General features: G+C 44.6%; 22 protein-coding genes. All 22 read right to left on the bottom strand.

What is annotated here, in order from left to right; genetic code table 11:
• Positions 1 to 28: 28 nt before the first annotated feature.
• The 22 genes from fliI to flgE all read right to left on the bottom strand — a co-directional run bounded on the left by fliI (position 29) and on the right by flgE (position 23,805).
• Positions 29 to 1,366, bottom strand: a complete 1,338-nt coding sequence (fliI, locus tag L5L77_RS05115) for a flagellar protein export ATPase FliI (RefSeq protein ID WP_028761187.1) — start codon at positions 1,364 to 1,366, stop codon at positions 29 to 31.
• Positions 1,335 to 2,330: a flagellar assembly protein FliH gene (fliH, locus tag L5L77_RS05110; RefSeq protein WP_263184942.1), complete on the bottom strand. Its 996-nt coding sequence runs from the start codon at positions 2,328 to 2,330 to the stop codon at positions 1,335 to 1,337. Before fliH ends, fliI begins: the two co-directional genes overlap by 32 nt.
• On the bottom strand, positions 2,317 to 3,369 hold the full coding sequence (fliG, locus tag L5L77_RS05105; protein ID WP_028761189.1) for a flagellar motor switch protein FliG: 1,053 nt from the start codon (positions 3,367 to 3,369) through the stop codon (positions 2,317 to 2,319). Before fliG ends, fliH begins: the two co-directional genes overlap by 14 nt.
• Positions 3,362 to 5,050 carry a flagellar basal-body MS-ring/collar protein FliF gene (fliF, locus tag L5L77_RS05100; RefSeq protein ID WP_028761190.1) on the bottom strand — a complete coding sequence of 563 codons (1,689 nt, stop codon included), beginning with the start codon at positions 5,048 to 5,050 and terminating at the stop codon, positions 3,362 to 3,364. Before fliF ends, fliG begins: the two co-directional genes overlap by 8 nt.
• A 45-nt stretch (positions 5,051 to 5,095) precedes the next feature.
• Positions 5,096 to 5,431: a flagellar hook-basal body complex protein FliE gene (gene fliE, locus L5L77_RS05095; RefSeq protein ID WP_028761191.1), complete on the bottom strand. Its 336-nt coding sequence runs from the start codon at positions 5,429 to 5,431 to the stop codon at positions 5,096 to 5,098.
• Between the two features lie 231 nt (positions 5,432 to 5,662).
• Positions 5,663 to 7,006, bottom strand: a complete 1,344-nt coding sequence (locus tag L5L77_RS05090) for a sigma-54-dependent transcriptional regulator (RefSeq protein WP_173243795.1) — start codon at positions 7,004 to 7,006, stop codon at positions 5,663 to 5,665.
• The gene (locus L5L77_RS05085; protein ID WP_263184941.1) at positions 6,999 to 8,081 is read right to left on the bottom strand and encodes a sensor histidine kinase; all 1,083 of its coding nucleotides are present in this window, start codon (positions 8,079 to 8,081) and stop codon (positions 6,999 to 7,001) included. The genes L5L77_RS05090 and L5L77_RS05085 overlap by 8 nt, the downstream gene beginning before the upstream one ends.
• A gap of 109 nt (positions 8,082 to 8,190) precedes the next feature.
• Positions 8,191 to 9,624 carry a sigma-54 dependent transcriptional regulator gene (locus L5L77_RS05080; protein WP_317629703.1) on the bottom strand — a complete coding sequence of 478 codons (1,434 nt, stop codon included), beginning with the start codon at positions 9,622 to 9,624 and terminating at the stop codon, positions 8,191 to 8,193.
• Positions 9,625 to 9,911: 287 nt separating this feature from the next.
• Positions 9,912 to 10,322, bottom strand: coding sequence for a flagellar export chaperone FliS (gene fliS / locus L5L77_RS05075; RefSeq protein ID WP_028761195.1), 411 nt, complete (start codon positions 10,320 to 10,322; stop codon positions 9,912 to 9,914).
• Between the two features lie 6 nt (positions 10,323 to 10,328).
• Positions 10,329 to 10,649: a flagella biosynthesis chaperone for FliD, FliT gene (locus tag L5L77_RS05070; protein ID WP_168824469.1), complete on the bottom strand. Its 321-nt coding sequence runs from the start codon at positions 10,647 to 10,649 to the stop codon at positions 10,329 to 10,331.
• 30 nt (positions 10,650 to 10,679) lie between these two features.
• Complete coding sequence (gene fliD, locus L5L77_RS05065; RefSeq protein WP_131523082.1) at positions 10,680 to 12,050, bottom strand: flagellar filament capping protein FliD; 1,371 nt, start codon at positions 12,048 to 12,050, stop codon at positions 10,680 to 10,682.
• Positions 12,051 to 12,083: 33 nt separating this feature from the next.
• Complete coding sequence (locus tag L5L77_RS05060; protein WP_131523081.1) at positions 12,084 to 12,461, bottom strand: flagellar protein FlaG; 378 nt, start codon at positions 12,459 to 12,461, stop codon at positions 12,084 to 12,086.
• 141 nt (positions 12,462 to 12,602) lie between these two features.
• Positions 12,603 to 13,421, bottom strand: a complete 819-nt coding sequence (locus tag L5L77_RS05055; RefSeq protein ID WP_028761198.1) for a flagellin — start codon at positions 13,419 to 13,421, stop codon at positions 12,603 to 12,605.
• A gap of 253 nt (positions 13,422 to 13,674) precedes the next feature.
• On the bottom strand, positions 13,675 to 14,496 hold the full coding sequence (locus L5L77_RS05050) for a flagellin (protein WP_105251933.1): 822 nt from the start codon (positions 14,494 to 14,496) through the stop codon (positions 13,675 to 13,677).
• A gap of 94 nt (positions 14,497 to 14,590) precedes the next feature.
• Positions 14,591 to 15,802: a flagellar hook-associated protein FlgL gene (flgL, locus tag L5L77_RS05045; RefSeq protein WP_263222204.1), complete on the bottom strand. Its 1,212-nt coding sequence runs from the start codon at positions 15,800 to 15,802 to the stop codon at positions 14,591 to 14,593.
• Positions 15,803 to 15,813: 11 nt separating this feature from the next.
• Complete coding sequence (gene flgK / locus L5L77_RS05040; protein WP_263222202.1) at positions 15,814 to 17,739, bottom strand: flagellar hook-associated protein FlgK; 1,926 nt, start codon at positions 17,737 to 17,739, stop codon at positions 15,814 to 15,816.
• A gap of 40 nt (positions 17,740 to 17,779) precedes the next feature.
• The gene (flgJ, locus tag L5L77_RS05035; RefSeq protein ID WP_263222200.1) at positions 17,780 to 18,922 is read right to left on the bottom strand and encodes a flagellar assembly peptidoglycan hydrolase FlgJ; all 1,143 of its coding nucleotides are present in this window, start codon (positions 18,920 to 18,922) and stop codon (positions 17,780 to 17,782) included.
• Between the two features lie 17 nt (positions 18,923 to 18,939).
• A complete protein-coding gene (locus L5L77_RS05030) occupies positions 18,940 to 20,031 on the bottom strand; it encodes a flagellar basal body P-ring protein FlgI (protein ID WP_028761203.1) in 1,092 nt (363 codons plus the stop codon).
• A gap of 11 nt (positions 20,032 to 20,042) precedes the next feature.
• The gene (flgH, locus tag L5L77_RS05025; protein WP_028761204.1) at positions 20,043 to 20,717 is read right to left on the bottom strand and encodes a flagellar basal body L-ring protein FlgH; all 675 of its coding nucleotides are present in this window, start codon (positions 20,715 to 20,717) and stop codon (positions 20,043 to 20,045) included.
• Positions 20,718 to 20,728: 11 nt separating this feature from the next.
• Complete coding sequence (gene flgG / locus L5L77_RS05020; protein ID WP_028761205.1) at positions 20,729 to 21,517, bottom strand: flagellar basal-body rod protein FlgG; 789 nt, start codon at positions 21,515 to 21,517, stop codon at positions 20,729 to 20,731.
• A 10-nt stretch (positions 21,518 to 21,527) separates the two neighbouring features.
• Positions 21,528 to 22,271 carry a flagellar basal-body rod protein FlgF gene (flgF, locus tag L5L77_RS05015; RefSeq protein ID WP_263222198.1) on the bottom strand — a complete coding sequence of 248 codons (744 nt, stop codon included), beginning with the start codon at positions 22,269 to 22,271 and terminating at the stop codon, positions 21,528 to 21,530.
• Positions 22,272 to 22,443: 172 nt separating this feature from the next.
• Positions 22,444 to 23,805, bottom strand: coding sequence for a flagellar hook protein FlgE (flgE, locus tag L5L77_RS05010; RefSeq protein ID WP_105251929.1), 1,362 nt, complete (start codon positions 23,803 to 23,805; stop codon positions 22,444 to 22,446).
• Between the last annotated feature and the right edge of the window lie 54 nt (positions 23,806 to 23,859).

The following is a 23,859-nucleotide window of genomic DNA, read 5'->3' as shown; positions in this document are numbered from 1 at the left end:
CTAGACCTCAATTAATTCGATGACGCCATTATTTGCACTGTGCAGCAAGTTGCCCAAGCATGACTTGGCTATCGGCAAAGCTAAATGCATCACGCATGGTTTGTCGCAAAAAAGCATTCATTGCTGGCTGCAGTCGTATCGCATTATCAATGCGAGGATCGCTTCCTTGGGCATAGGCCCCAATAGAAATCAAATCTCGATTTTGCTGATACAAAGAATAGGTTTGTTTCACGCGGCGCATCGCCTCCAAATGTTCATTGGAGATCACCATAGGCGCGACTCGGCTAATAGAAGCTTCAATATCAATCGCAGGATAGTGCCCCGAATCCGCAAGCGAACGTGACAAGACAATGTGACCATCGAGGATCGCCCGCGAAGCATCGGCAATCGGATCCTGTTGATCATCCCCTTCCGTCAGCACAGTATAAAATGCCGTAATTGAACCTTGTCCAGGGCCACCGTTTCCGGCGCGCTCAACTAAACGTGGCAATTTTGCAAACACAGAAGGCGGATAACCTTTAGTCGCAGGCGGTTCACCCACAGCCAAAGCAATTTCCCGCTGCGCTTGGGCGTAGCGCGTTAAACTGTCCATAAGCAATAAAACGTTATAGCCTAAATCGCGGAAATATTCGGCAATACGAGTCGAGGTTTCACAGGCGCGAAGACGCATCAGAGGCGATGTATCCGCAGGCGCAGCAACAACGACTGAACGCGCTCGACCTTTCTCACCAAGAATTTCCTCAATAAACTCTTTCACTTCCCGGCCACGCTCACCCACTAGCCCAACCACAATAATGTCGGCGGTAGTACCGCGAGTCATCATACCTAAGAGCACACTCTTACCTACACCTGAGCCCGCAAACAAGCCCATACGTTGGCCTTTGCCCACAGTCAGCATAGCGTTGATAGCGCGAACACCAACGTCCAGCGGTTCAGTAATGGCACGGCGAGATAGAGGATTAATGGCAGCGCTATGTCTTGGCGCTTGTTGGTCGGTCTGCAAAGCGCCTAAACCATCTAAAGGCACACCGTTACCATCGAGTACGCGTCCTAGCAGGGATAAACCAACATTGAGTCCAGTTTGTTCCCCTAAAGGCACAACCCGCGCACCGGGTAATACCCCACGTAATTCTTCGATAGGCATTAAATAAAGGAGTTCGCCATCAAAGCCTACAACTTCGGCGATTAACTCGCCCGCCATGGTTTCAATCGAACATAAGCTGCCCACAGGCGCACGGCAACCGCTTGCTTCTAACGTTAAGCCAACAACACGCACCAGTTGACCACTGGCCACAGCGCGAAATGGTGGCACCTTACCCTGATGATGATTAAGTCTATTCAGCAGTTGATGTTGGCGATTTTGCATCTGATTTTGCCTCTAATTGCTCACCTGTGTTTGAGGCAAATTGCATATCCTCAGCATGTTGAGAAACCGTATCGACAACCTGAGCATCAAGCTCTGATCCCACGGCCTCAGAAGCCGCAACGTGTTTAGCGGTATCTTCAACCTCTATCGCCTCTTGCAGTTGACGCTGCTTATCACTTAAGTGAGTATGTTGGTTCCGTAAGGACTCAAACACAGCATCGATGCGCGATGCGAGGGTCAAATCGACTAAAGAACGATGACTACTGAGAATACAGTCACCAGGGCTTAAGGAAGGGTCAACTTCAAGTTCCCACTTACTGCGGGTCAGTTGGGCGGTGGAATAAAGTTGTTCGACTAAAATAACATCGTCAGGATGCAAGCGGATTGTGATCGTTTGTTCTTTTATCGGCAGCGATTCAATACCTAAACGCAATGCCGAAAGCACTTGTTCTGGATGAGTTTTTAATTCGTGGCCAATGACAGATTTCGCTAATGTCATACTCAGGTTCATTAGAGAGAGTTCAATATCGCCATCGAGCAATTGCAATGGTTTTTCAAATTGGGCTAATAAGGTTTCAAAACGCGAGAGCAATATTTTTGCTTGGGCTAAACCGGTTTCTAATCCTTGCTCATGCCCTTGGGCGAGCCCTTCAGTATGGCCCTGCTCTAACCCTTCTAAACGCCCTTTTTCTAGCCCTTGCTCATACCCTTGCTGCTTACCTTCGCTAAAGCCTTCTTCTTCGGCTTGGGCACGAATGTCTTCAATCTCAGCCATAGTCGGTGGAGAAACACTTTCCACTGTAGTCGACTTAGCGGCTTGATGATTCGAATGGCCGAACAGATTTGAGATAGAATCATCATCGGCTTCAGTCACATCTGGCAGCGCCCAGTGACTAAATTCGACATCTCCTTCGCTCAAGACCTTATTCAACAATTTATTGTCGCTCGGATTAGAGGAACTCATCGCCACCACCGCCGCCTAACATGATTTCGCCGCTGTCACTTAAGCGACGAGCAATAGACAGGATTTCTTTTTGTGCGACTTCCACTTCACTGATACGGATTGGGCCCATAGCTTCAAGATCATCACGCAATAATTCAGCGGCACGTTTTGACATGTTACCCAATATTTTTTCTTTCAGCTGATCATCTGTGCCTTTGAGCGCCTTCATCAGTACATCTTGCTGCACTTCACGCAACAGGGCTTGAATACCGCGGTCATCGACATCGATTAAGTTTTCAAATACAAACATCAAATCTTGGATTTGCTGCGCCATTTCTTCATCAGACTCGCGCATGGTTTCCATCAACTGGCTTTCGATACCCGTGTCTAAGTAGTTCATTATGTTGGCAGCCGCTTTTAAGCCACCCATTTTTGCGGCCTGTGCGCCACCTTGACCGGCGAACTGTTTCTCCATGATGTCATTCAGCTCTTGCAGTGCAGCGGGCTGCACTTCTTCAAGATTTGCAATACGCATCATCAAGTCTAAGCGGGTATTCTCAGGGAATTGACCAAAAATTTCCGCCGCTTGATCGGGTTCTAGATAAGACAACACAATCGTTTGGATCTGGGGATGTTCGTTTTGAATAATGGTCGCCACTTGGCGTGCATCCATCCACTTCAACGAGTCCAAACCTTTAGCGCCACTGCCCATGATAATCTGTTCAATCAGATTACCCGCTTTATCTTCACCCAGCGCGGCGGTTAAGGCTTTACGGACGAACTCTTCACTGTTGAAACCAATTGAAGAATACTTTTGAATATCATCAAGAAACAGCTTATGTACCCCGATAACTTTTTCCTGACCAAACTCATCCATTGCCGCCATGGCCATACCCACTTTTTGCACTTGCTTCGGCTCTAAGTGTTTTAAAATGGATGCAGCATCAGCCTCACTCAAACTGAGGAGTAAAATAGCGGTCTTTTCAACGCCACTAATATCTTTGATATTAAAGGCAGGTGCGGCCGCAGGAGCCACTTCTTTCGTTTTATTCTCAGCCATTGTCTTGTAACCAGTTTTTCACGACTTGAGTAGAGAGCTCAGGCTCATTCGCCACGAGCGCACGGATAGCTTTAATCATATCATCATCTTTGTGAAGATTAGGGATATGAATTGAGCCATCGTCAGCATAACTGTATTCCGCCTCTTGAGTATTGAGCATCCCTAGCGTATCAGCCGCATATTGGTCCTCAATTTCTGCTAATTCATTACCTAATCTGCCATCCTCAGGCATATTCACACTGTCAGGATAGATTAAGCGTTTCAGCATAGGACGTACCACAGCTAAAATCAGCACCAAAATCACTAGCGCACCAATCCCAAGCTTAATCGCACGCCAAAACCAAGGTTGCTCCCAAAGCTCAGGTGCGGGTAAATCTTCAACCAATTGATCCATAAAGGGAACAGTTACCACTTCCAGCACATCACCCCGTTGTGAGCTAAAACCAACCGCGCCTTCAAGCAAACGACGGATATTGGTCAGTTCTTGTTCGGTGCGGGCAACACGGGCTACTTGACCATTTTCTCCAGCGGCACCAGGTTTAAAGTCCACCGCGACTGACACACTAATGCGGCGCACTGCGCCAACTTGCTGGCGGGTATGGCTAATAGTGGTATCTAACTCAAAATTACGGGTCGCTTCGCGGTGCGAATTACCTGCTGCAGCCGTTGCTGACTCTGCCGCTTTTGTTGCATCTTCTGGAATATTAGACTCCATTGGCGGTTGATTGGATAACGCGCCAGGGATCCCACCAGAAGAGCCGCCAGTAGTGTTATTTTCAACGGTCATTTCACTGCGCAGTGCCGGTAAATCAGGGTTAAAACGCTTTGATGTTTGCTCAACAGCAGTAAAATCCATACTGACGTCGACTTGAGAGGTAAAATTATCAGGACCTAAAATTGGCACCAGAATCGATTCAATCTTAGTGCGATATTCAGCTTCTTTTTGCTGTACTAATTCAAGTTCACGGCGAGCCGTCGCAGACGCGCCATCTTGACTGCCAGAGTTCAATAAACGGCCGTTAGAGTCAGTTACCGTCACCCTTGATGGTTCTAAACCTTGTACTGCAGAAGCAACAATATCGACGATAGCATCGACTTCACCTTGGCCTAAGCCACCGCGACGGGTATTGATCACCACAGTTGCACTCGGTTTAGAGGCATTGCGGGCGAAGACGTTTTCTTTAGGTAACGCAAGAATGACTTTGGCACGACTGACACTTTGTAGTTGCTCAATCGCACGGGCGAGGTTTTCTTCTTGGCTATGCTTAAGACGAGCCTGTTCCATGCGTTGGCTGACACCAAAGCCACTGTCTTTATTCAAAAAATCTTGGTTGGCTGCAGGACTGTCGATACCAGCACGGCTCAACATCATTTTGACTTCTTGATATTTATCTTCAGGAACTTTAATAACGTCCACGTCGATTTGGTACTTAACTTTATTTTTATCAAGTACATCTAGCACTTGAACCATTTCCTGAGTTTCCATTTTACCCAATGGACGATACTCTGGCTCCTGCGCCCACAGCATGACAAATACCGCCAAGGCTAAACAAATCGCTAAGGCTAAAATCATAGTTACTTGGCGCATCATATCGACACCGCCAAGATTTCCCATCATTCCTGACTTATGTTCTTGCTGGACACCTTGGTCAGCTAAACCGGAATTGGATCCGACAATCATTTCTGTACTCACGATTCGTACCTGCTAATTGGGTTATTCACTGGCCTAGACAGGCATGCTCATTATTTCTTTGTAGGCTTCGACAAGCTTATTACGCACTTGCACTGTCGCCTCGAAAGCAACACTCGCTTTCTCACGGGCAATCACAGTGTCCGATAAAGAAACGGTAGTATCACCCATCTCTAAACGTGTCGCGAGGTTTGACGATGCAGACTGTAAGCCGCTGACATTGCCGACGGCTTGCGATAGCAACTGACCGAAGTCTGCACCACTGGTGTTATTCACTTGCTGCATGATATTTGGCTGAACGCCAAACGACGGCGTTATTTCGCCTTGGAGTTTCTGCATTTCCTGCAGGAATGAATTTGCGCCTATTTGCATGCTGAGCTCCCAGTCGTCGAATTCTTGACGATCAAAATACCGATAACGGGACAATGCAAAATAACGGCCAAGTTTTCAGATGGTCGTGATTGATAATAAATTGACGGGATAAGAAGATGTCAATATCTAAGGATTTTGGATGAAATGAGCCACTTTTACGGTTGTGTATTTTAATAAATACAGCCTCACACTCAATGTGGAGGCTGCGGGATGATAACTTGAATTTATAGACTAATTTGGCAGTTGGATCCCCATATCACGCATCCTTGCCATCTTGTATCTTAGGGTTCGTGCGCTAATTCCTAGCTTTTCGGCGACTAACTTACGACTTCCTTGGCATTGATTAAGGGTCTCTAAAATAATCACATGTTCTTGAGCTTTGAGCTCTTCACCTAAACCGTCTGGCTCAGAAGAAAATGGTTCTAGATCTTCACCGCTTAAAATCACATCCTGCGCATCGATAATAATGTCATTGGCGGTGATCAATTGACCGGCTCTTAATATCAAAGCACGCTGGATCACATTGTCGAGTTCACGTACGTTCCCTGGCCAGCGATGACTCAATAAACGTCGACGCGCATTCTCATCCAACTCAGGCACATCGGCAACATTCAATGCCTTAGCATGTTTAGCCAGTAAATGACGCGCAAGAGGTAAAATATCTGCAGGACGTTGACTTAACGCAGGCCAAGCTAAAGGAAATACGTTAATTCGGTAGTAGAGATCTTCCCTAAATCCGCCAGCTGCGACCACTGCCTTTAAATCACGATTGGATGTGGCAAGCACGCGCACATCCAATTTAATGGTTTTACGGCCACCTAAACGCTCAACTTCACGCTCTTGCAAAACCCGCAACAACTTAGCTTGTAAGCCTAAGTCCATCTCAGAGATTTCATCGAGCAGCAAAGTGCCACCTTGAGCCTGCTCAAATTTCCCCGGACACGCTTGATAGGCACCCGTAAATGCACCCTTTTCATAACCAAAAAGGGTGGCTTCGAGCATGTTCTCAGGAATAGCGGCACAGTTAATGGCCACAAAGGCTTGATTAGCACGGCTACTGTGTTGATGAATATAACGGGCCAAAACCTCTTTACCCGAACCGCTAGGACCTAAGATCATGACAGAGGCATCGGAGGCGGCAACCCGTTGAGCAAGTGCTAATAAGGCTAAACTTTTTTCATCAGCGACGACGGGCTGATCCACATTTTGTTTTAATGGCAAATAGCGTGAGACTTGATTGAGTAACACTTCTGGTGCAAAAGGTTTGGCTAAATAATCAACAGCACCTAATTTTATAGCGTTCACCGCGCTACCAATAGTCGCGTAGGCCGTCATCAACAGCACTGGCAACTTAGGATGATGCTGCTGCAGGTAGTTCAATAAACCTAAACCACCAATACCTTGCATCTGCACATCGCTAATAACTAAATCAAACTGATGTTGTTTCAAGGCTAAAATAGCGTCTTCACCGGAGGCAACATCAACACACTCATACTGAGCCAGCATTAAGGTATCCAACAAGGCTTCACGTAATGAAGCATCATCCTCAACGAGCAATAACTTTGCTTCAGACATGGGTAATCTCCAAAGGTAATATCACCGCGGATTTAGCCCGTGGGAATACTAAAGACACAGTACAGCCTTTATTCGGTACACAACAGAGTTGCAGTTGCCCCCCATGATTGCGCACCACAGATTGCACAACGGCTAACCCAAGCCCAGTTCCCTGCGACTTAGTCGTAAAGAAAGGTTCAAATACCTTCTGCTGCATAGTGGCGTCTAAGCCTTTACCATTATCGATGACGTCCAATAATAACCGTTCGCCCTCTTCCTTCGCTTGGATACGAATTTCAGTTGCTCCGGCTTCTATGCTGTTCATGACTAAATTATTAATCGCCGAGCTTAATGCATTGGAATTAGCTAACATCGAGCTGCTTGATGCATCATCAAATGACAAGTCACAGCCTTGCTTTGCCGCTATCGGCTCACAATTTGCCAAAACATTGTCGATAACCTCAGCCAATGAGATTAGATCTCCAAGTTCATCCTGACGACCTTTCGCCATCAATAGCATGTCGTTAACCTGCCGCTCGAGTTCATTGAGTCTATCAACAAGTTTTTGTTGGAATTTAGCTTTAGCGGCATCGGATAACTTCGGACTCGCAAGGTTTGAAGCGTATAACAAAGCGGCAGATAAAGGCGTGCGCACCTGATGAGCCAAAGTTGCTACCATCTTGCCCAGTGCAGATAAACGTTGTAGATGGGAGATATTTTTCTGTAATAGCCGGGTTTCAGTCAGATCAGTTAGCACAATTAATTGACCAGGCTCTGGCGTCAATGGCGTAATCGCTAATTTAACGCGGCGGCCATTACGCAGTGACACTTCGTGGCCATCATCGTCCTGCGGCGCAAAGGCACTGTGAATCACATCAATCCAGCGAACACCACACAAGGAGCGCTCAAGTAATTCAACTGCAACCGGATTTGCATCCGTGACTATACCGTCGCCATTGATAATCACCACGCCAGATGGCATAGCCTGTAAAATATGCTCCATTCGATTGGACATATTCGCGGCCTCACGCAGTTGGTTCCATTGTTTGCTAGTGTGCTTGAATGACTCAATTTGCGCTAGTGGGTTGGCTGACATAGTCACTCCGTCAAAAAATTGCTTATGACGGGGTGACTGCAGTATCTATGCCAAATTGGAAATTGAACTTTAGAGGTTAAAACAACTTATATAACAATAAAATAGAAAACTAATCTTTTGTCATTCCGTACTTACGCATTTTTTCTACAAGCGTTGTACGGCGTATTCCAAGCATTTCAGCAGCGCGAGCTACGACATTATCTTGTAGCTCTAGCGCCTGACGTATCATGTCTATTTCTAGTTCTGCTAACAAATCCTTAAGGTTCACACCTTCAGGCGGCAGCTCACTAGGGAAACGCGTTTCAGGGATTTCAACCGGCTCTTCATCGCTAAAGATAGAAGCTAAAGCATCACGTTCCTGTTGCTCTTCACTCATCTCTACACAATATTCGGGCACATCGATATGGCGATATTTGACAGGTAAATCGTTAACATCGACCAATCCACCCGGATATAAAATGGTGAGGCGTTCGACTAAATTAGACAGCTCGCGCACGTTGCCCGACCAAGCATGTTCTTTCAGCGACTCTATCGCACGCTGCGTAAAACGCACCTTACCACGTCCTTCGTTATAGACTCGGCTAACTAACTCTTGTAATAGCAAAGGCACATCGTCCTTGCGATCACACAACGCAGGCATTTCAATCGGGAATACGTTTAAGCGATAATAAAGATCCTCACGGAACTCATTAACGCTGATCATGGTTTCTAAATCTCTATGTGTCGCAGCAACTACGCGTACATCAGCATTAATAGTCTTAGTACCACCAACGCGCTCAAATACCCGCTCTTGCAGCACACGGAGTAATTTAACTTGCATTTGTAGTGGCATGTCTCCTATTTCATCGAGAAATAGTGTACCACCTTCAGCTAATTCAAAACGGCCTTTACGAGAACAGATTGCCCCCGTAAATGACCCCTTTTCATGACCAAATAGCTCACTCTCTAATAACTCAGGCGGTATAGCACCACAGTTAACAGGGATAAATGGACCGTCACGGCGCTCAGACAAATAATGGATATTACGGGCGACCACTTCTTTACCTGTACCTGATTGACCCAGAACAAGCACGGTTGCCTCAGATGTTGCTACTTGATTTATCAAGTGCCTCACATTCGCAATACCATCACTGCGTCCCACTAAGCTTCGGAATAACTTTGTTTGATTCGCACTAGTAGGGACTTGAGGCCGTTTAACTTGACCGAATACTTGGCAAAAGTGTAATAATTCAGTGAGCTGAGGATACGTTAAAGGTTCTTCTATATGTCCAAGAATATTAGACACTTGCAGATCGTCAGCATTGCCAAGCAACAGCATAGGTTGCCATGGATGTTGACCTGCGATGTTTTTAAGCCCATCAGCATCCATAACATCAGTTAGGATAACTAAAGCTCGAAAACGGGTATCTTGGAGGCTAGCACTTAATTTTTCGGTGTCAATTTGTACAAATTGCTCACCTAAAAAATCCAAAATGCAACACAGGCGATTTAATCGCTCTGATGGAGGGCCGATAAGTAAAATTCGTTGATCTGTTTGCATCATTCAGTAGGCCGTAAAGCTCTAATATGTATTAATTCGCATTAATTATTTATGATTAGTTGCTGTAAAAGCTTAACAAATTCAATGTAACAATCTGTGCCACCATCACTACTTGTGATGAATATTGTATTATCAGCAGACGAGAAGCAAGCCTCAGATGAGGTTTATGCCAAACTGAATTGATTTTAGTTCATTTACATCATGATTCTAGTCTAAAACGTCAATACTTTGACTTTTAGCCAAAAAAAAGACGCAACCAGTGCGTCTATTTTTAATCACGAAATAAGATATTAACCCGCTTCAGAATGCGCAGAAATATTATGTTTATCTGCAGGAATTGCATCCCAACCTTCTTTGATAGTACGTAAAATATCACATACATCATCAATCGCTTTCACATCATTATTTACGTTAGCTTCAGAAATTCTACGCAACATAAAGTCATATAAATCACTCAAATTTCTAGCTATCTGGCCACCAGCATCCATATCTAGGCTATTGTTTAAACCAGTAATAATCCCAATAGCTTTGCCAATGTACATACCTTTATTAGACAAGTCATTTTGTTCAATCGCAAGACGACTTTGTGCTAAACGTTGCAGTGCCCCCGCAAACATAAGCTGAATAATACGATGTGGTGACGCAACAGTAATTTCACTCTCTAAAGACACCTTACGATACGATTGCAGTGATCCTCTCATAAACACCTACCTGTTTAAATCTATAGTCTCATAAACACTAATCTGGCGCTTATTCTTATTACCTGCATGTAATAATGCTTGTCTATCTGCCATAACAATACTTGCTTTACTTGTGTACTCTTGAGTAAGTTCAAGCTGATGTTGAAGATAATCAACATCTGTCATATTAGCATCAGCCACTAATACATTGAGTAAAATTTGACGCTCTCCAACCAGTACTTGCAAGTTCGACACCAACTCGTCAGATTGAGGCTCTTCAGCAGGAAGCTGAGTCAGTTTATTTAAATTTTCACTCAAAAGGACATTAAGCTCATCGAGTTGTTTCACTTATACTCCCCTTACTCATTTATAATTTCACTATCGTTTTTTAACAGCTCCAGGAAGCGAATTCAAACGATCAACAAGACCACTGCTCTGCTGATTTAGTTTTCCAACGACAAGATCCATCGCATTAAATTGCTTCGTTAAACGGGCTGTTAGTTGATCCATTTTAAGCGTGAAAGCTTCTCTTCTATCTGTAAGCTGGCTTTGTTGATTAGTATATCCGGTTTGACGTGACGCAATTAATCCTCGAGACTTGACATAACTATCAGCAAGATCATTAAAGCGATTAGCAAGCCCTTTATCTGGTGTCGAGAATAATGCCTCAACACTGGCCATATCTTCAGAGATGACTTTATTAAGTTTAGTATCATCGACAGACAACTTACCATATCTATCTGTTTTTATACCAATATCATATAATGCTATCGAACTGCCGCTATCAGTTGGCACTCGTTCACTCGATATACTTCGGAGTTGCGATTCTATAGAACGGATCATAGAGTCGCCCTGTAATGCAGCGGCTGTTTTTTTCTCTTTATCATAAGATGACATTTTATCAACTGCAGTCGCTAAACTATTGTAGGCATCGACAAAAGCTTTCACATTTGTCTTTACTGCATCATCATCTTGTTCAATTTTTAACGTAGTCGTCTTAGAAACATCAGCATCAGTTAAGTTTAACGTCACCCCTGCAATAGCATTTTTAACTTCATTAGTTTGCGAGGTAACTTTCTGATTATCGATATAAACAACTGCATTTTTAGCATCTTGAAGCGTGGAGATATTACCAGCACCGAACATATCATTTAGTCCAGTTCCAGTCGTGTCATTAGCTGTAATACTAATTTGATTGTCTTCACCTGACTTATCTGAACTAAAAACCAATCGACTGCCTGCATCACTGGTAATAACAGTTGCAGTTACGCCCGCATTATCTGGGGATTCATTAACTTTTTTAGCAATCGCAGCAAGTGAATCGGTAGCCGAAACATCAATGGAGAAATTCTTACCATTGATACCAAAATCAAGGCTCCCTTCACCTACAGGTAATGCAGGATCTGCAACATTTTTTCCAGCAATTTTATGATTTACCGCAAGTTGCTCAACTTTAATACCATAGCTACCCGCTTGTGCCGTTTTGTCTGTTGTTGCTGACAAATAAGTTTGATTACTAACAGAAACCTTACGCAAATTGAGGGCATCACCAGTTTGAAGTTTTTTTAAGGCATCTTGAAACGTAGACAACGCACTTTTTAAGGTTCCCATGGCAGAAACTTTTGCTTTGATGCTGTCTTCTGTTTTATTAAACATCGCTTCTTTCGGTGTTTTTTCGGCATCAACTAAAACTTGCACAATTTCACTAATTTTAAGGCCAGATCCCATGCCTGTCGCTGTTAATGCCATATAGACCTCTCAATCAAACGTACTTACAAATATTTATGCTTCTGTTTTCATCAAAAGCCCTGTGACTTCTGATAGTTTTTCTGCCAAGGCTAATGCTTCTTCACTCGGCATTTGTCTAATGACATCACCAGTATCTCGGTCAAGTACAGTCACAACAGCTTGTCCAGAGTTCTCATCAACCTTAAATGCTAAACCTTTACGCATCATAGACATCATATCAGACAACTCTGTGGCAACTTGAGCTAGCTTACTTGGATTCTGTTCATTTTTCGTCACATCTTGTTCCGCAGCTTGTTCAATAGCCGTATTTCGCTTTAATTCAGCATCTGGAGCAGATGCTTTTAGCGGCGTTTGAGCTAAATCAACCTTACTGTGAAGCATAGAAGGTGAACTTGCTATATTGATATCCATAGCCATACCTCAGCAAATTTAGTAATAACTTTAAATGGTTACATTAAAATTACCCTATAAAACTACATTAACCTTTTAAAGTGGCAAAGGGAGATCCGTTACCGAACCTCCCTTATCACTTTCTCACTATTCTGCTTAAAACTACAGCAGTGACAAGGCCACTTGAGGTAACTGGTTGGCTTGGGCCAACATTGCAGAACCCGTTTGTTGCAACACTTGGTTCTTGGTCATTTGTGATGTTTCTTTCGCGAAATCCACATCCACAATTCGACTCTTCGCATCAGCAACGTTGGCTTGAGTATTAGCACTGTTACTAATGTTGTATGCTAGACGGTTTTGTTTAGCACCTAAGTTAGCACGCTGACTATCAATCGTTTTAATGGCAGCATCAATCGCAGCGAGTGCAGTTGAACGGCCAGCTGAACTTGCAACCGACAAACTATTAACAGATAACGCACCAGCATTCGTTGCTTTTACTGAAATCGTAATGTCTTCGCCTTCTTGGTGTCCGACTTGGAAGGTCTTACCTGCGGAGAAATCACCATTCAGTAATTTTGTGCTACCAAATGCAGTTGTATCACCGATTGCTGTAATTTCTAATGCCAGTTCATCAATTTCGCTTTGCAATGCTGTCAAATCGTCAGTACTGTTAGAACCGTTCTCTGCTTGTACTGTCAAATCACGCATACGTTGAAGCATGTTAGTCTGTTCTTGCATCGCACCTTCAGAAATCTGGGCGATTGAAATGGCATCGTTAGCATTGCGCATACCAACATCAAGGCCACGCACTTGGCTGTTTAGTCGGTTCGATATCGCTAAACCAGCAGCGTCATCTTTGGCACTGTTAATACGCAGACCACTGGATAAACGTTCCATAGATGTGGCCAAACCGCCTGCGGAAGTATTTAAATTCTTTTGAGCTTTTAATGAAGTGACGTTTGTGTTTACTGTAATGGCCATGATCGTTTCCTCTTTATACCTGGCTTGTGAACTTGCCTGTCTACTTAAGCCAGGCGGGTCTTAGTGGTTACAGTATATTTAACGGCAGCATCTTTTTTAACTTTAGAGTTATTTTTTAAAATATCTTGATTTTAAAAAATAACTCTAATTATCATAAACATAAATATCAACTCCTATAAAACTTTGCCTACTTTTCTAGATAATTCTAGAACAAGTAGGCAAAAGTGCTTCATATAACATCACGCAAATAACATTAACCAAGAAGAGATAATGCAACTTGAGGTAACTGGTTAGCCTGTGCAAGCATTGCAGAACCCGTTTGTTGTAACACTTGGTTCTTAGTCATAACTGAAGTTTCCTTCGCAAAATCGACATCCACGATACGACTCTTAGCATCAGCAACGTTGGCTTGAGTATTAGCACTGTTACTAATGTTATAGGCCAAACGGTTTTGCTTCGCACCTAAATTGGCTCGTTGATTGTCAATTGTTTTAATGGCAGCATCAATATTCGCAAGTGCAGTTGAACGACCAGCTGAAGTCGCTACGGATAATGAATTGACAGATAAACTTGCAGCATTGGTTGTCCCTACCGAAATAGTGACATCCTCAGCTTCTTGGTGCCCTACTTGGAAGGTTTTACCCGCAGAAAAGCCACCAGTCATTAATTTGGTGTTACCAAACGCCGTACTATCACCTATAGCAGTAATTTCCTCTGCTAATTGATCCATCTCTTTTTGTAATGCTGCTAAGTCATCAGTGCTATTCGCACCGTTTTCCGCTTGAACGGTCAAATCACGCATACGCTGCAACATATTGGTTTGCTCTTGCATCGCACCTTCGGCAATTTGAGCAATTGAAATCGCATCATTTGCGTTACGCATACCCACATCTAAACCACGCACTTGGCTATTCAAGCGGTTAGAAATGGCTAGACCAGCGGCATCATCTTTTGCACTGTTAATGCGTAGACCACTGGATAAACGTTCCATTGAGGTCGCTAAACCGCTACTGGAAGTATTTAAATTCTTTTGTGCCTTCATTGAAGTCACGTTGGTATTTACTGTAATAGCCATGTTGAGTTCCTCTTCCTAGTTATACCGCCAAGGCTTGGAGCTTGGCTAAATTTTTAACAATTTATCTTACAGATGGATAGGTACTTGCTTTCTGTTAAATAAAGTCGAACAGGGAAACAGAACCCACCTTACTAAACACGCTAGAGACTGCGTTCAATGCAAGCTGTTGCTTTTCAAATTCCGTAATCGCTGATGCATAATCGAGATCTTCCAAGAGTGATAGCGCTGATGAATTCACCACTTTCTCCTCGGTATGAGCCTCTTTGTAACTTTCGACAACTTTCAGATTATTCCCCGCCACACTTCTGGCAGAACTAATTTGATTGACGCCACTATCGATGTTATTCAATATCTGTGCCAACTGAGCTCGACCTTGGGGAGTGTTGGCAGAATTAGGGTCTTCAATTAAGGCAATCGCACTGCTGATCGTATCGAAAATACTGACTTCGGCCTGCGGCTCCATGGTGAAACTATCGCCAGCGCTGGGTTTTCCATCAATTTTAACTTCTATACCATTAAAACTAACGGGATTAGTGGCATCGAAGTTAGCTACGTTTGCGACGGGATTACTTGCAGAATCGAGCACTTGTAAGTTAGTACCACCGGCACCATTATCAGTGAAGTTAAATGTATATGTATCAGCAACATAAGTTGCAGCATCAGCAATTTTTGCTGTTTTAACGCTAAACTCCCCCTGCTGGCTGGCCAAATAATTGACGCTATAATCACCAAGTCCATTGGGTGCTTTCATAAACGCGCTATCGCCAGGGATGTTTGTCCCCATGGCAACACCCGTTTGTACTAAACTATTTTTGACGCCAGAATCGCCGCTATACACTATTTTAGGCGGCGTCGAGTTATCAAAAGCAAAAGGTTCTTTATCGGTACTGAAACCAGAGAACATATAATTGCCAGATTCATCCTTACTATTGGCAATTGAGAGCAATTCCTCTAAGCTGCCTTTCATCTCTTCGGCAATCATTTGCCGCTCAGTTCCTGATAGTGTGCCGTTTATCGCTCGCATAACTTGCTCACGCATAGAGCCAGTTAAATCTTCAGCACTACCGAGTTTACTTTCTGCCACAGCAAGACGATTTGTCGCATAGTCAATATTTTTCATAAACTGATCGACGAGTGCATTTTTTTGATTCAGATTATCAATACCCTGTGACGCCACAGGATCATCACCAGCAGTATTGACTTTCTTACCACTGCTCAATTGGTCAAGAATTTTGCTGGTCGCCGTTTGCTTTTGCAGCACACTGGTAATGCTTTGATTAAAAATCTGCGCGGATGATAATCGCATAGTTAAATCTCCTAACGCACTGAGGATAATAAGGTGTCAAAAATCTGCTGTGCAGTCGTCATGATCCGCGCAGAGGCTTGATAGGCTTGCTGAAAACGCATTAAATTTGCTGCTTCTTCATCTAAGTTCACGCCCGACTCACTCTCAACTCGCGCATAAGCTTGTTGATACACGGCCTCTGCCGAACCAACACGCACTTCAGCCGCTTTCGTTTTACTGCCTACCTCGAGCTTAGTGTTCTCGAACACATCAGCTAGGGTCGACTTTCCCCCATTCATCACCTTACTTTCGCTCAACTTAGCCATAGCGACAGCATTAGAGTTATCCCCCTCTGCGAAGGATAAATCGAAGGTAAATCTGTCATTGCCTGCAGCTGCTTTGCTGTCAACTTCAAAGGTAAAACCAAAAGCGCTAATATTCGGAGGAGTATAAGGGGCTGCAGCCCCAAGGGATGTTCCCGCGGCGTCAAATGCTTCATAGGTTGGAGGCACAACTGTGGTATCGAGCTTTATCGTCAACTCACTGCCCGTTACAGGGAAATTTGTGGCATTACGATTACTAATTTGAGTCAACTTCACTTGGGTATTGCCCGAATTAGCGGCATCTGCGGTAATCTTTGGGGATGCGGCGGCAATGCCTTTAGGGTCTTTCATGACCACTTCAATGCCATTTGAAGCACCCGCTGTCGGGCGAATGGCAAAACGATCGCCAGACGCCATAGCGCCCGCTTTTATGTCAATTGAAAATCCAGATCCACCCGATAAAGTCGAGCCATTTAACGTCAGTGGCGTAATTGCCCCCGTTTTCGAATCTCTCAGCTCATAAGTTGCAGGCGCGGTAAATGACAGTTCGTAGGCACCACCAGTTAATAAACTGGTGTTATCTATGGTGACGCCTAACGTTGCATTACCCGTATTACCAGAAAATCCTGCTGCACGGCCCAAAGACATCATAGGATCGTTGATATCTTTGAAGATATTGGCACCAACTTGCCCATTGAGGTCAATACCTTGTGCTTGCATTTTATTGAAGTTATCAGCCACGCCCAAGGCTAATTGATCGAGCTCATGACCCGCGGGAATTAACGTTTGATCACAATAATCAAAAATGGCCCCTAACTGACCGCCAAGTTTACTCGGATCAACAGTGACACTTTGCGAACCAATACTTGAAGTCAATTGGAGCTCATTCGGAAATGGATCACCCGCTTGGACTCCCATCGTCATAGCAATTTCACCAGAAACCAACATCACTGAGCCACCAAGCATTACGCTCTTAGCACCATTTTCTAATGGAATAACATTCACTTGAGCGTACTGGCTTAACTCTTGAACAAGTGCATCTTGCTTATCAAGCAACTGCGCATCCTGATTCGGCGACTTCATTAACTCTAGGTTTAAATTTGCCAGTTCTGTACTGATCTCATTGATACGCTTAGTCATACCTGTGATCTGGTCATTGGTCTGATTAAGCTGGCCATTCAAATACGACTGCATCTGATTAAGACTGCTGGCAACTTGCTGTGCGTTTGTTAGGGTCGAACTCCGAATACCCAAATCTGCAGGCAAATCAGCCACACTATTCAGCCCCGAAAACAGGTCATTTAAGCTTTGTGGCACAACTTTACCTACCTGTGAAAACAGCTGATCTAGCTCACTCAATTTACCGTAGCTGGCTTCGGCGGCGCTTAACGTTGTTTGGCCAATGCGTAACTCTCTTGCAGCATAGTCATTGTAGATACGCTTAACGTCATTAACGTAAGTTCCCGTGCCATAAAAGCTACTACCAAAACGCTGCGATTCAAGAGTCGACTGGGTTGCCACTTGTCTGTGGTAACCAGCGGTATTGGCGTTAGCTATGTTATTACTGGTAACACCCAGTTGCGACTGGGAGGCAAGCACCCCAGTTCGCGCTATATTCAGTAGATCAACAGCCATTAGTTGACACTCCTATGAACAAACAGGGTTGTAAGATTCATCATTTGTCTTCTCCTGGCAGAATTGATTTCAGTTCTTCACTGATCGACTGCATCACTTTAATCACTTTTTCAGCGTATCGAGGATCAGTGGCATAACCCGCATCCTGCAAAGCTCGGATGAATTGAGTAGGGGAAGCGGCCACTTTTTTCGCATTTTGATAACGTTCACCTTCGGCAATGAAGGACACAAAATCGTTAAAGCTATGCTCGAAATCACTATAAACTCGGAAGTCAGCTTTTTGCTGGACAGCAACACCGTGCTCAAATTCTAGGGTACTGACGTTAGCCTTATCGCCTAACCAACGACGATCAGCTTTAATGTTGAATAGGTTATGACTCGGCGCACCGTTATTGCCGCGGACGATTTTTTGTCCCCAACCAGTTTCCAGTGCCGATTGCGCTAATAATACTTCTGGTTGGGTACCTAATGTTTTTGCGGCTTTTTCAGCATGTGGATATAAGGTCGCTAAAAATTCTTCTCGACTACCGAACCTGACAATCTTTTGGGTTTCCCTAAATGCTGCCGTCGGCAAAACTTGGCCGCTAATCACAGGTTCTACCACTGAAAGTGATTGTTCACTCCAGCTCGGCTTAGGCGTATCGATAGCCAGTGAACGATTAGGCGTATCAATGTCCATTGATGAATTGGCATCTTCAGCTCTATCCGGTTCAAATACAGGCCGAGCGATAGCAGCCGGCACACCATGATTTACAACTGTGGGTTCAACCACAGGAGCGGCTGAACTCTGCATAGGCACATTAAGCGCTTTATCGTCGTGGAGCATTTTCATGCCACCATCGTCACACAATACCGATGCAGGCGTGAAATGACTTGTTTCGGGAGAGAGTTGCTGCACCATCATATCGGCAAGGCCCAATACACCTTTGTCAGATAAATCGACCGATAACTGCTGATCGCGCATCTGCTCGTAAAACTGAGTGTATTGGCTATTGAGTGGACTATCAGACTGAAAAACCGCATTGGCATCGCGCATACTTTTCATCAGCATTTGCACGAAAATACCTTCAAATTGTTGGGCGACCTTTTTCAAGGCGCCCTTCTCATCTTTCTGAGCCTGGGCGCGGAGTGAATCTAGCCCGCCCAGGTCAAGAAAATGTGATGAACTTGAAAGCTTTTCCATGATTTTCCCGACAGAAATTAGATGATGATAAGTTCACCATGCAAAGCTCCTGCCACTTTTAATGCTTCAAGTATTGCTAACACATCTGAAGGGGCTGCGCCGACTAAGTTAACCGCTCTAACCAGCTCATCCAGCGTAGTGCCTGGATTAAACATAAACATACGGCGGTCACTTTCTGTCGCTGTGATCGTACTATTACTCGTGACGGTTGTTTGACCATTTGCCAACGCGTTAGGCTGCGAAACCTGTGTCGCCTCCGCAATCGTGACAGTCATGCCGCCATGGGTAATCGCCGCAGGGAGTAAGCGTACGTTTTGCCCAACCACTATGGTTCCAGTACGTGAATTAACGATCACTTTGGCAGATTCCTCTGCGGGAACAACATCAAGGTTTTCAAGCGTTGCTAAAAAGGAGACCCGTTGTGATACATCACGTGGAGCAGTTACCTGAACAGACGTCGCATCTAAAGGACGCGCCATATCAGGACCTAATAGATCATTGATCGCATCGGCCATTCGCTGCGCAGTAGAGAAATCCGAACGACGTAGGTTAAACGTCAAATAATCGCCAGTTGAAAATGGGGTAGCTACACTACGCTCAACAATTGCGCCATTCGGTATACGACCTACAGTTGGCGTATTTTGAATCACCTTTGAACCATCTAAACCATCGGCACTAAAACCACTCACCACTAAACTACCTTGGGCGATCGCATACACATTACCGTCTACCCCTTTCAAAAAGGTCTGTAATAATGTGCCACCGCGTAAGCTTTTGGCTTCGCCTAAGCTAGATACCGTCACGTCAAGATCTTGACCAGGTTTGATAAAGGCAGGCATATCCGCGTGTACGGCTACCACTGCAACGTTTTTAATTTTCGGTTTGACGTTGTCAGGAAGATTAATCCCAAAGTTTTTGAGCATAGTCATAAAGGTCTGCTCGGTATAACTGGTTTTTTCCCCCGTTCCCGGTAAACCGACCACTAAGCCATAACCAATCAACTGGTTACTACGCACACCTTGCACATTGGCAATATCTTTAATTCGTTCAGCCTGACTAGGTAGAGAAAACACTAGCATGGCAACGGCTAACACCAGTTTATATTTCATGATACGACTCCTTAGAAGGGCCACCAGTCGCTCATAAAGAACTGGCTTAACCAGCCCACTTTTTGAGCATCTGCGAAAGTGCCTGTGCCACTGTATTGGATACGGGCATTAGCCATTCGCGTTGAATCGACAGTGTTATCGGGTTTAATGTCCTGCGAACGAACGAGACCAGTGACACGAATAAACTCATCACCATTATTGATTGAAATCCATTTTTCACCACGGATCACTAAGCTGCCGTTGTTTAGCACTTGCATCACGTTTGCCGAGATGCTGCCATCTAGACTATTGCTCTGATCCGCATCCGATTCACGCTTAGTGTTCATGCTATCTTTGTAACGCAAATCAATTGGCACTCCGCCAATGGACACATTACTACCACCTGCAAAGATGGGATCTAAGCTCATGTCTGAACCTTTTTTGATCTGATTGCCTGCACTCTTCTTAGCTTGAGTCGATTCCTTCAATACGATAGTGATAATGTCACCGACTTTGTGGGCGCGTATATCCGAATACAAGCTAGATGCTTGGCTGTCTTGATAAATAGAGCCAGTTGCGGCAATTTTTGTCGGCGGTGCCTCTGGGTATACCGGCGCGTAAAAGGGATCATCCGCAAGGGGTTTCTTTTGCGTCGAGCTACAAGCTGCAAGCAATAACGCGACGGCCAACACAAGATATCTAGCCATGATGTTTGCCTCTATAAATTCTGAGTCACATAAGACAGCATCTGATCTACCGCTGAAATCACTTTTGAGTTCATCTCGTAAATGCGCTGACTTTCGATAAGGTTCACCAGTTCCTCGGTCACGTTCACATTAGAGGTTTCTAAGGCGCCTTGACGAATAGCACCCATGCCATCTAACGAAGCGGTACCTTGAATTGGCGTGCCGCTCGCACCAGTTTCCGTATATAAGTTTTGTCCCATAGGATCTAGACCCGATGGATTAATAAAATCCGTCATAGTCAACTGACCCACGACTTGGTTCTCAGCGGTACCTGGGGTTTTTACTGAAACTTCGCCCTCCGCGGAAACGGTAATACTGGTCGCATTATCAGGAATAGTGATCGCGGGTTGTAGCAAATAGCCAGAACCTGGCGTCACAATCTGACCCGTATCGTCTAAGGTAAACTGACCATTTCGAGTATAAGCAGTGGTTCCATCAGGGAGCTGGATTTCAAAAAATCCAGGACCTTCAATCATAAGATCCAGCGAGTTATCCGTCGTCAGCATGTTACCCTGAGTAAACATTTTTTGAGTGGCGACGACTTTCGTACCCGCACCTATGTTTAATCCGTTGGGTAACTTAGTGTTAGAAGCACTAACACCACCCGCTTGGTTAACTGTTTGATAGAGTAAATCTTCAAATACTGCGCGGCTTTTTTTGTAGCCCACAGTGCTAGCGTTCGCTACGTTGTTTGAAATCACTGAAATATCAGTTTGCTGTGCGTCTAAGCCAGTTTTACTAATCCATAACGCCGGATGCATAATCTATCTCCTAACTAATACGCATTAATGAAGATGAAGCGCGATCATTCTCTTCCGCGGTTTTCATCATCTTGACTTGCAATTCAAACTGGCGCTGAAGATCAATCAAAGACACCATTTCATCAACAGGGTTAACGTTACTGCCCTCTACGGCACCACTTTCAACTGCGACGAAAGGGTCAGCTGGTGCTGGTTCACCTGACATTTGTCGAAATAATCCATCTTCACCACGCATCATCTGCGCATTGCCGGGATTAACTAACTTCAATCTCGCCACTTCTTCTATCACTTCAGCAGTCGCCCCTTGAGGGCGAACAGACACTATGCCATCCTGTGAAATTGACACTTTATCAATAGGTAATGGCAGCACTATCGGGCCAGCATCCCCCATCACGGGATTGCCTCTGTCGTTATACAACATGCCCGTCGCATCGAAACTGAGACTACCTGAACGGGTATAAGCTTCACTGCCATCTTTCGCCTGAACGGCAAACCAGCCATCGCCTTTAATGGCAACATCGAGATCCCGTCCAGTGGTTTTTATCGGACCAGAGCGAAAATTAGCTGACGGAGATTCTGTCATCACAAACACCCTTGAAGGCAACCCTTCACCGAAGGCTTGCATCGATCTGGCCTGCGCCATATCTGATTTAAAACCATCGGTATTAGCATTGGCTAAGTTGTTCGCACGGAGTGCCAGCTCATTCATATTTTGCTTAGCGCCACTCATGGCGACATAAAGGAATTTGTCCACAGACTGCTCCGTCAAATTTTCTACATGACGATATCAAAGCAAGCATCGTGCCAATAAACATTGATTTTAATTTACTGATAAAATTGAAGAATAAGGAAATGAAGTGAGTTGACAGCAGGATAAAGGCTAAGTGTTGCCACTGGCGGCAACACTTAGTTAAATAAAGTAATGATTAGCGGATTTGTAATACGGTTTGCTGCAGCGTGTTATTCACTTCAAGGGTACGGGAGTTTGCTTGGAAGTTACGCTGCGCCGAAATTAAATCAACCAGTTCAGTCGTCAAATCGATGTTCGATTGCTCTAACGCCGATGAACTGATGCTACCAAAAGTTCCACTATTTGCCTCACCCGCTAACGCTGGACCTGAGTTCAAACTAGCCTTCCACGACGTATTACCCACTTGCGTTAAACCTTGTTCGTTAGCAAAACGAACTAAAGCAACCCGTGCTAAAGGCACGGTTGAACCATTAGAATAACTCGCGGTCACTAAACCATCTTCGCCGATTTCAACGTTAGTTAAGCGACCTACAGTCGTACCATCTTGCGTCAACTCAGTTGCACCAAAAGGAGCCGCATATTGCGTTGGGGCATTAAACTTCACAGTCAAATCTTGAGTACCATCGGCACCAGCCCCTAAAACACCCGCACCACTGACGCCCAAAGCCTCAGTCTTGACTATAGCAGGATCACTACCAGTGTAGACACCAACAGAATTGAACTTGAGTACAGAGCCTTTCCAACCACCAGCAGTTTGAGCCGTGCCCGTTGCATCAGGTGTACCATCGCCGGTGGTATCTGTTTGATAAGTACCAGCAGGACCGGCTAGATCTACTTGCTTTCCATCAACAGCATAGTAAGCCACCCAATTGTTCTCACCATTGTACGAACCATCTTTGGGCTTAACAAAATAAGTGGTCATAATATGTGGCTCACCGAGTGAGTCATAAATTGTCATTGATGTAACGTTATTGTAGGTTTTTGCATCTAGAGGATCGAATGCCGCGGGGTCGAGTGCACTTTCCTTAGCATTTAAGTTCATTTGTAAAGTAACATTCTCAGTCTTTACAGGGCTACCCGCAGTGTCTGGTATTTGTACCGGCTTAGCCGTCGTTAAACTCACTGATGTTGAGTTCCCATCTTTATCCACTGGGAAAGTTTGCAAATAATTACCAGCAGAATCAACCATGTAATTATTTTTATCTACCTTAAATGCTCCAGCACGGGTAAACGAGTGGTCTAATGTACCCAGTTCAGAAGCAGTAACGAAAAAGCCACCCCCTTTAATCGCCATATCAAGGGAGTTATTCGTCAACTGTAAGCTACCTTGATGGAATTGCTGTGCCACTTGGCTCGTCGCAACACCACCACCGACAGCAGTTTTAGCATTTGAAAAAATAGAATTAGCGTAAACATCCGCAAATTCAGCACGGGACTCTTTAAAGCCAATGGTGTTCGCATTAGCAATGTTATTCGCCGTAGTGTTTAAATCTTTCTGCGCGGCAGAAATGCCACTCAATGCAATGTTAAACGACATAATTCACCTCTACACTTGACTCAATTCATTTATGAGCGACTTACGCCCAATTCG

Origin of the sequence: Shewanella sp. SM29 (genome assembly GCF_025654245.1) — a bacterium.
Taxonomy (GTDB): domain Bacteria; phylum Pseudomonadota; class Gammaproteobacteria; order Enterobacterales; family Shewanellaceae; genus Shewanella; species Shewanella oncorhynchi.
Note: the sequence above shows the minus strand (reverse complement) of the source record. Positions and strands in the feature narration are given on the sequence as shown.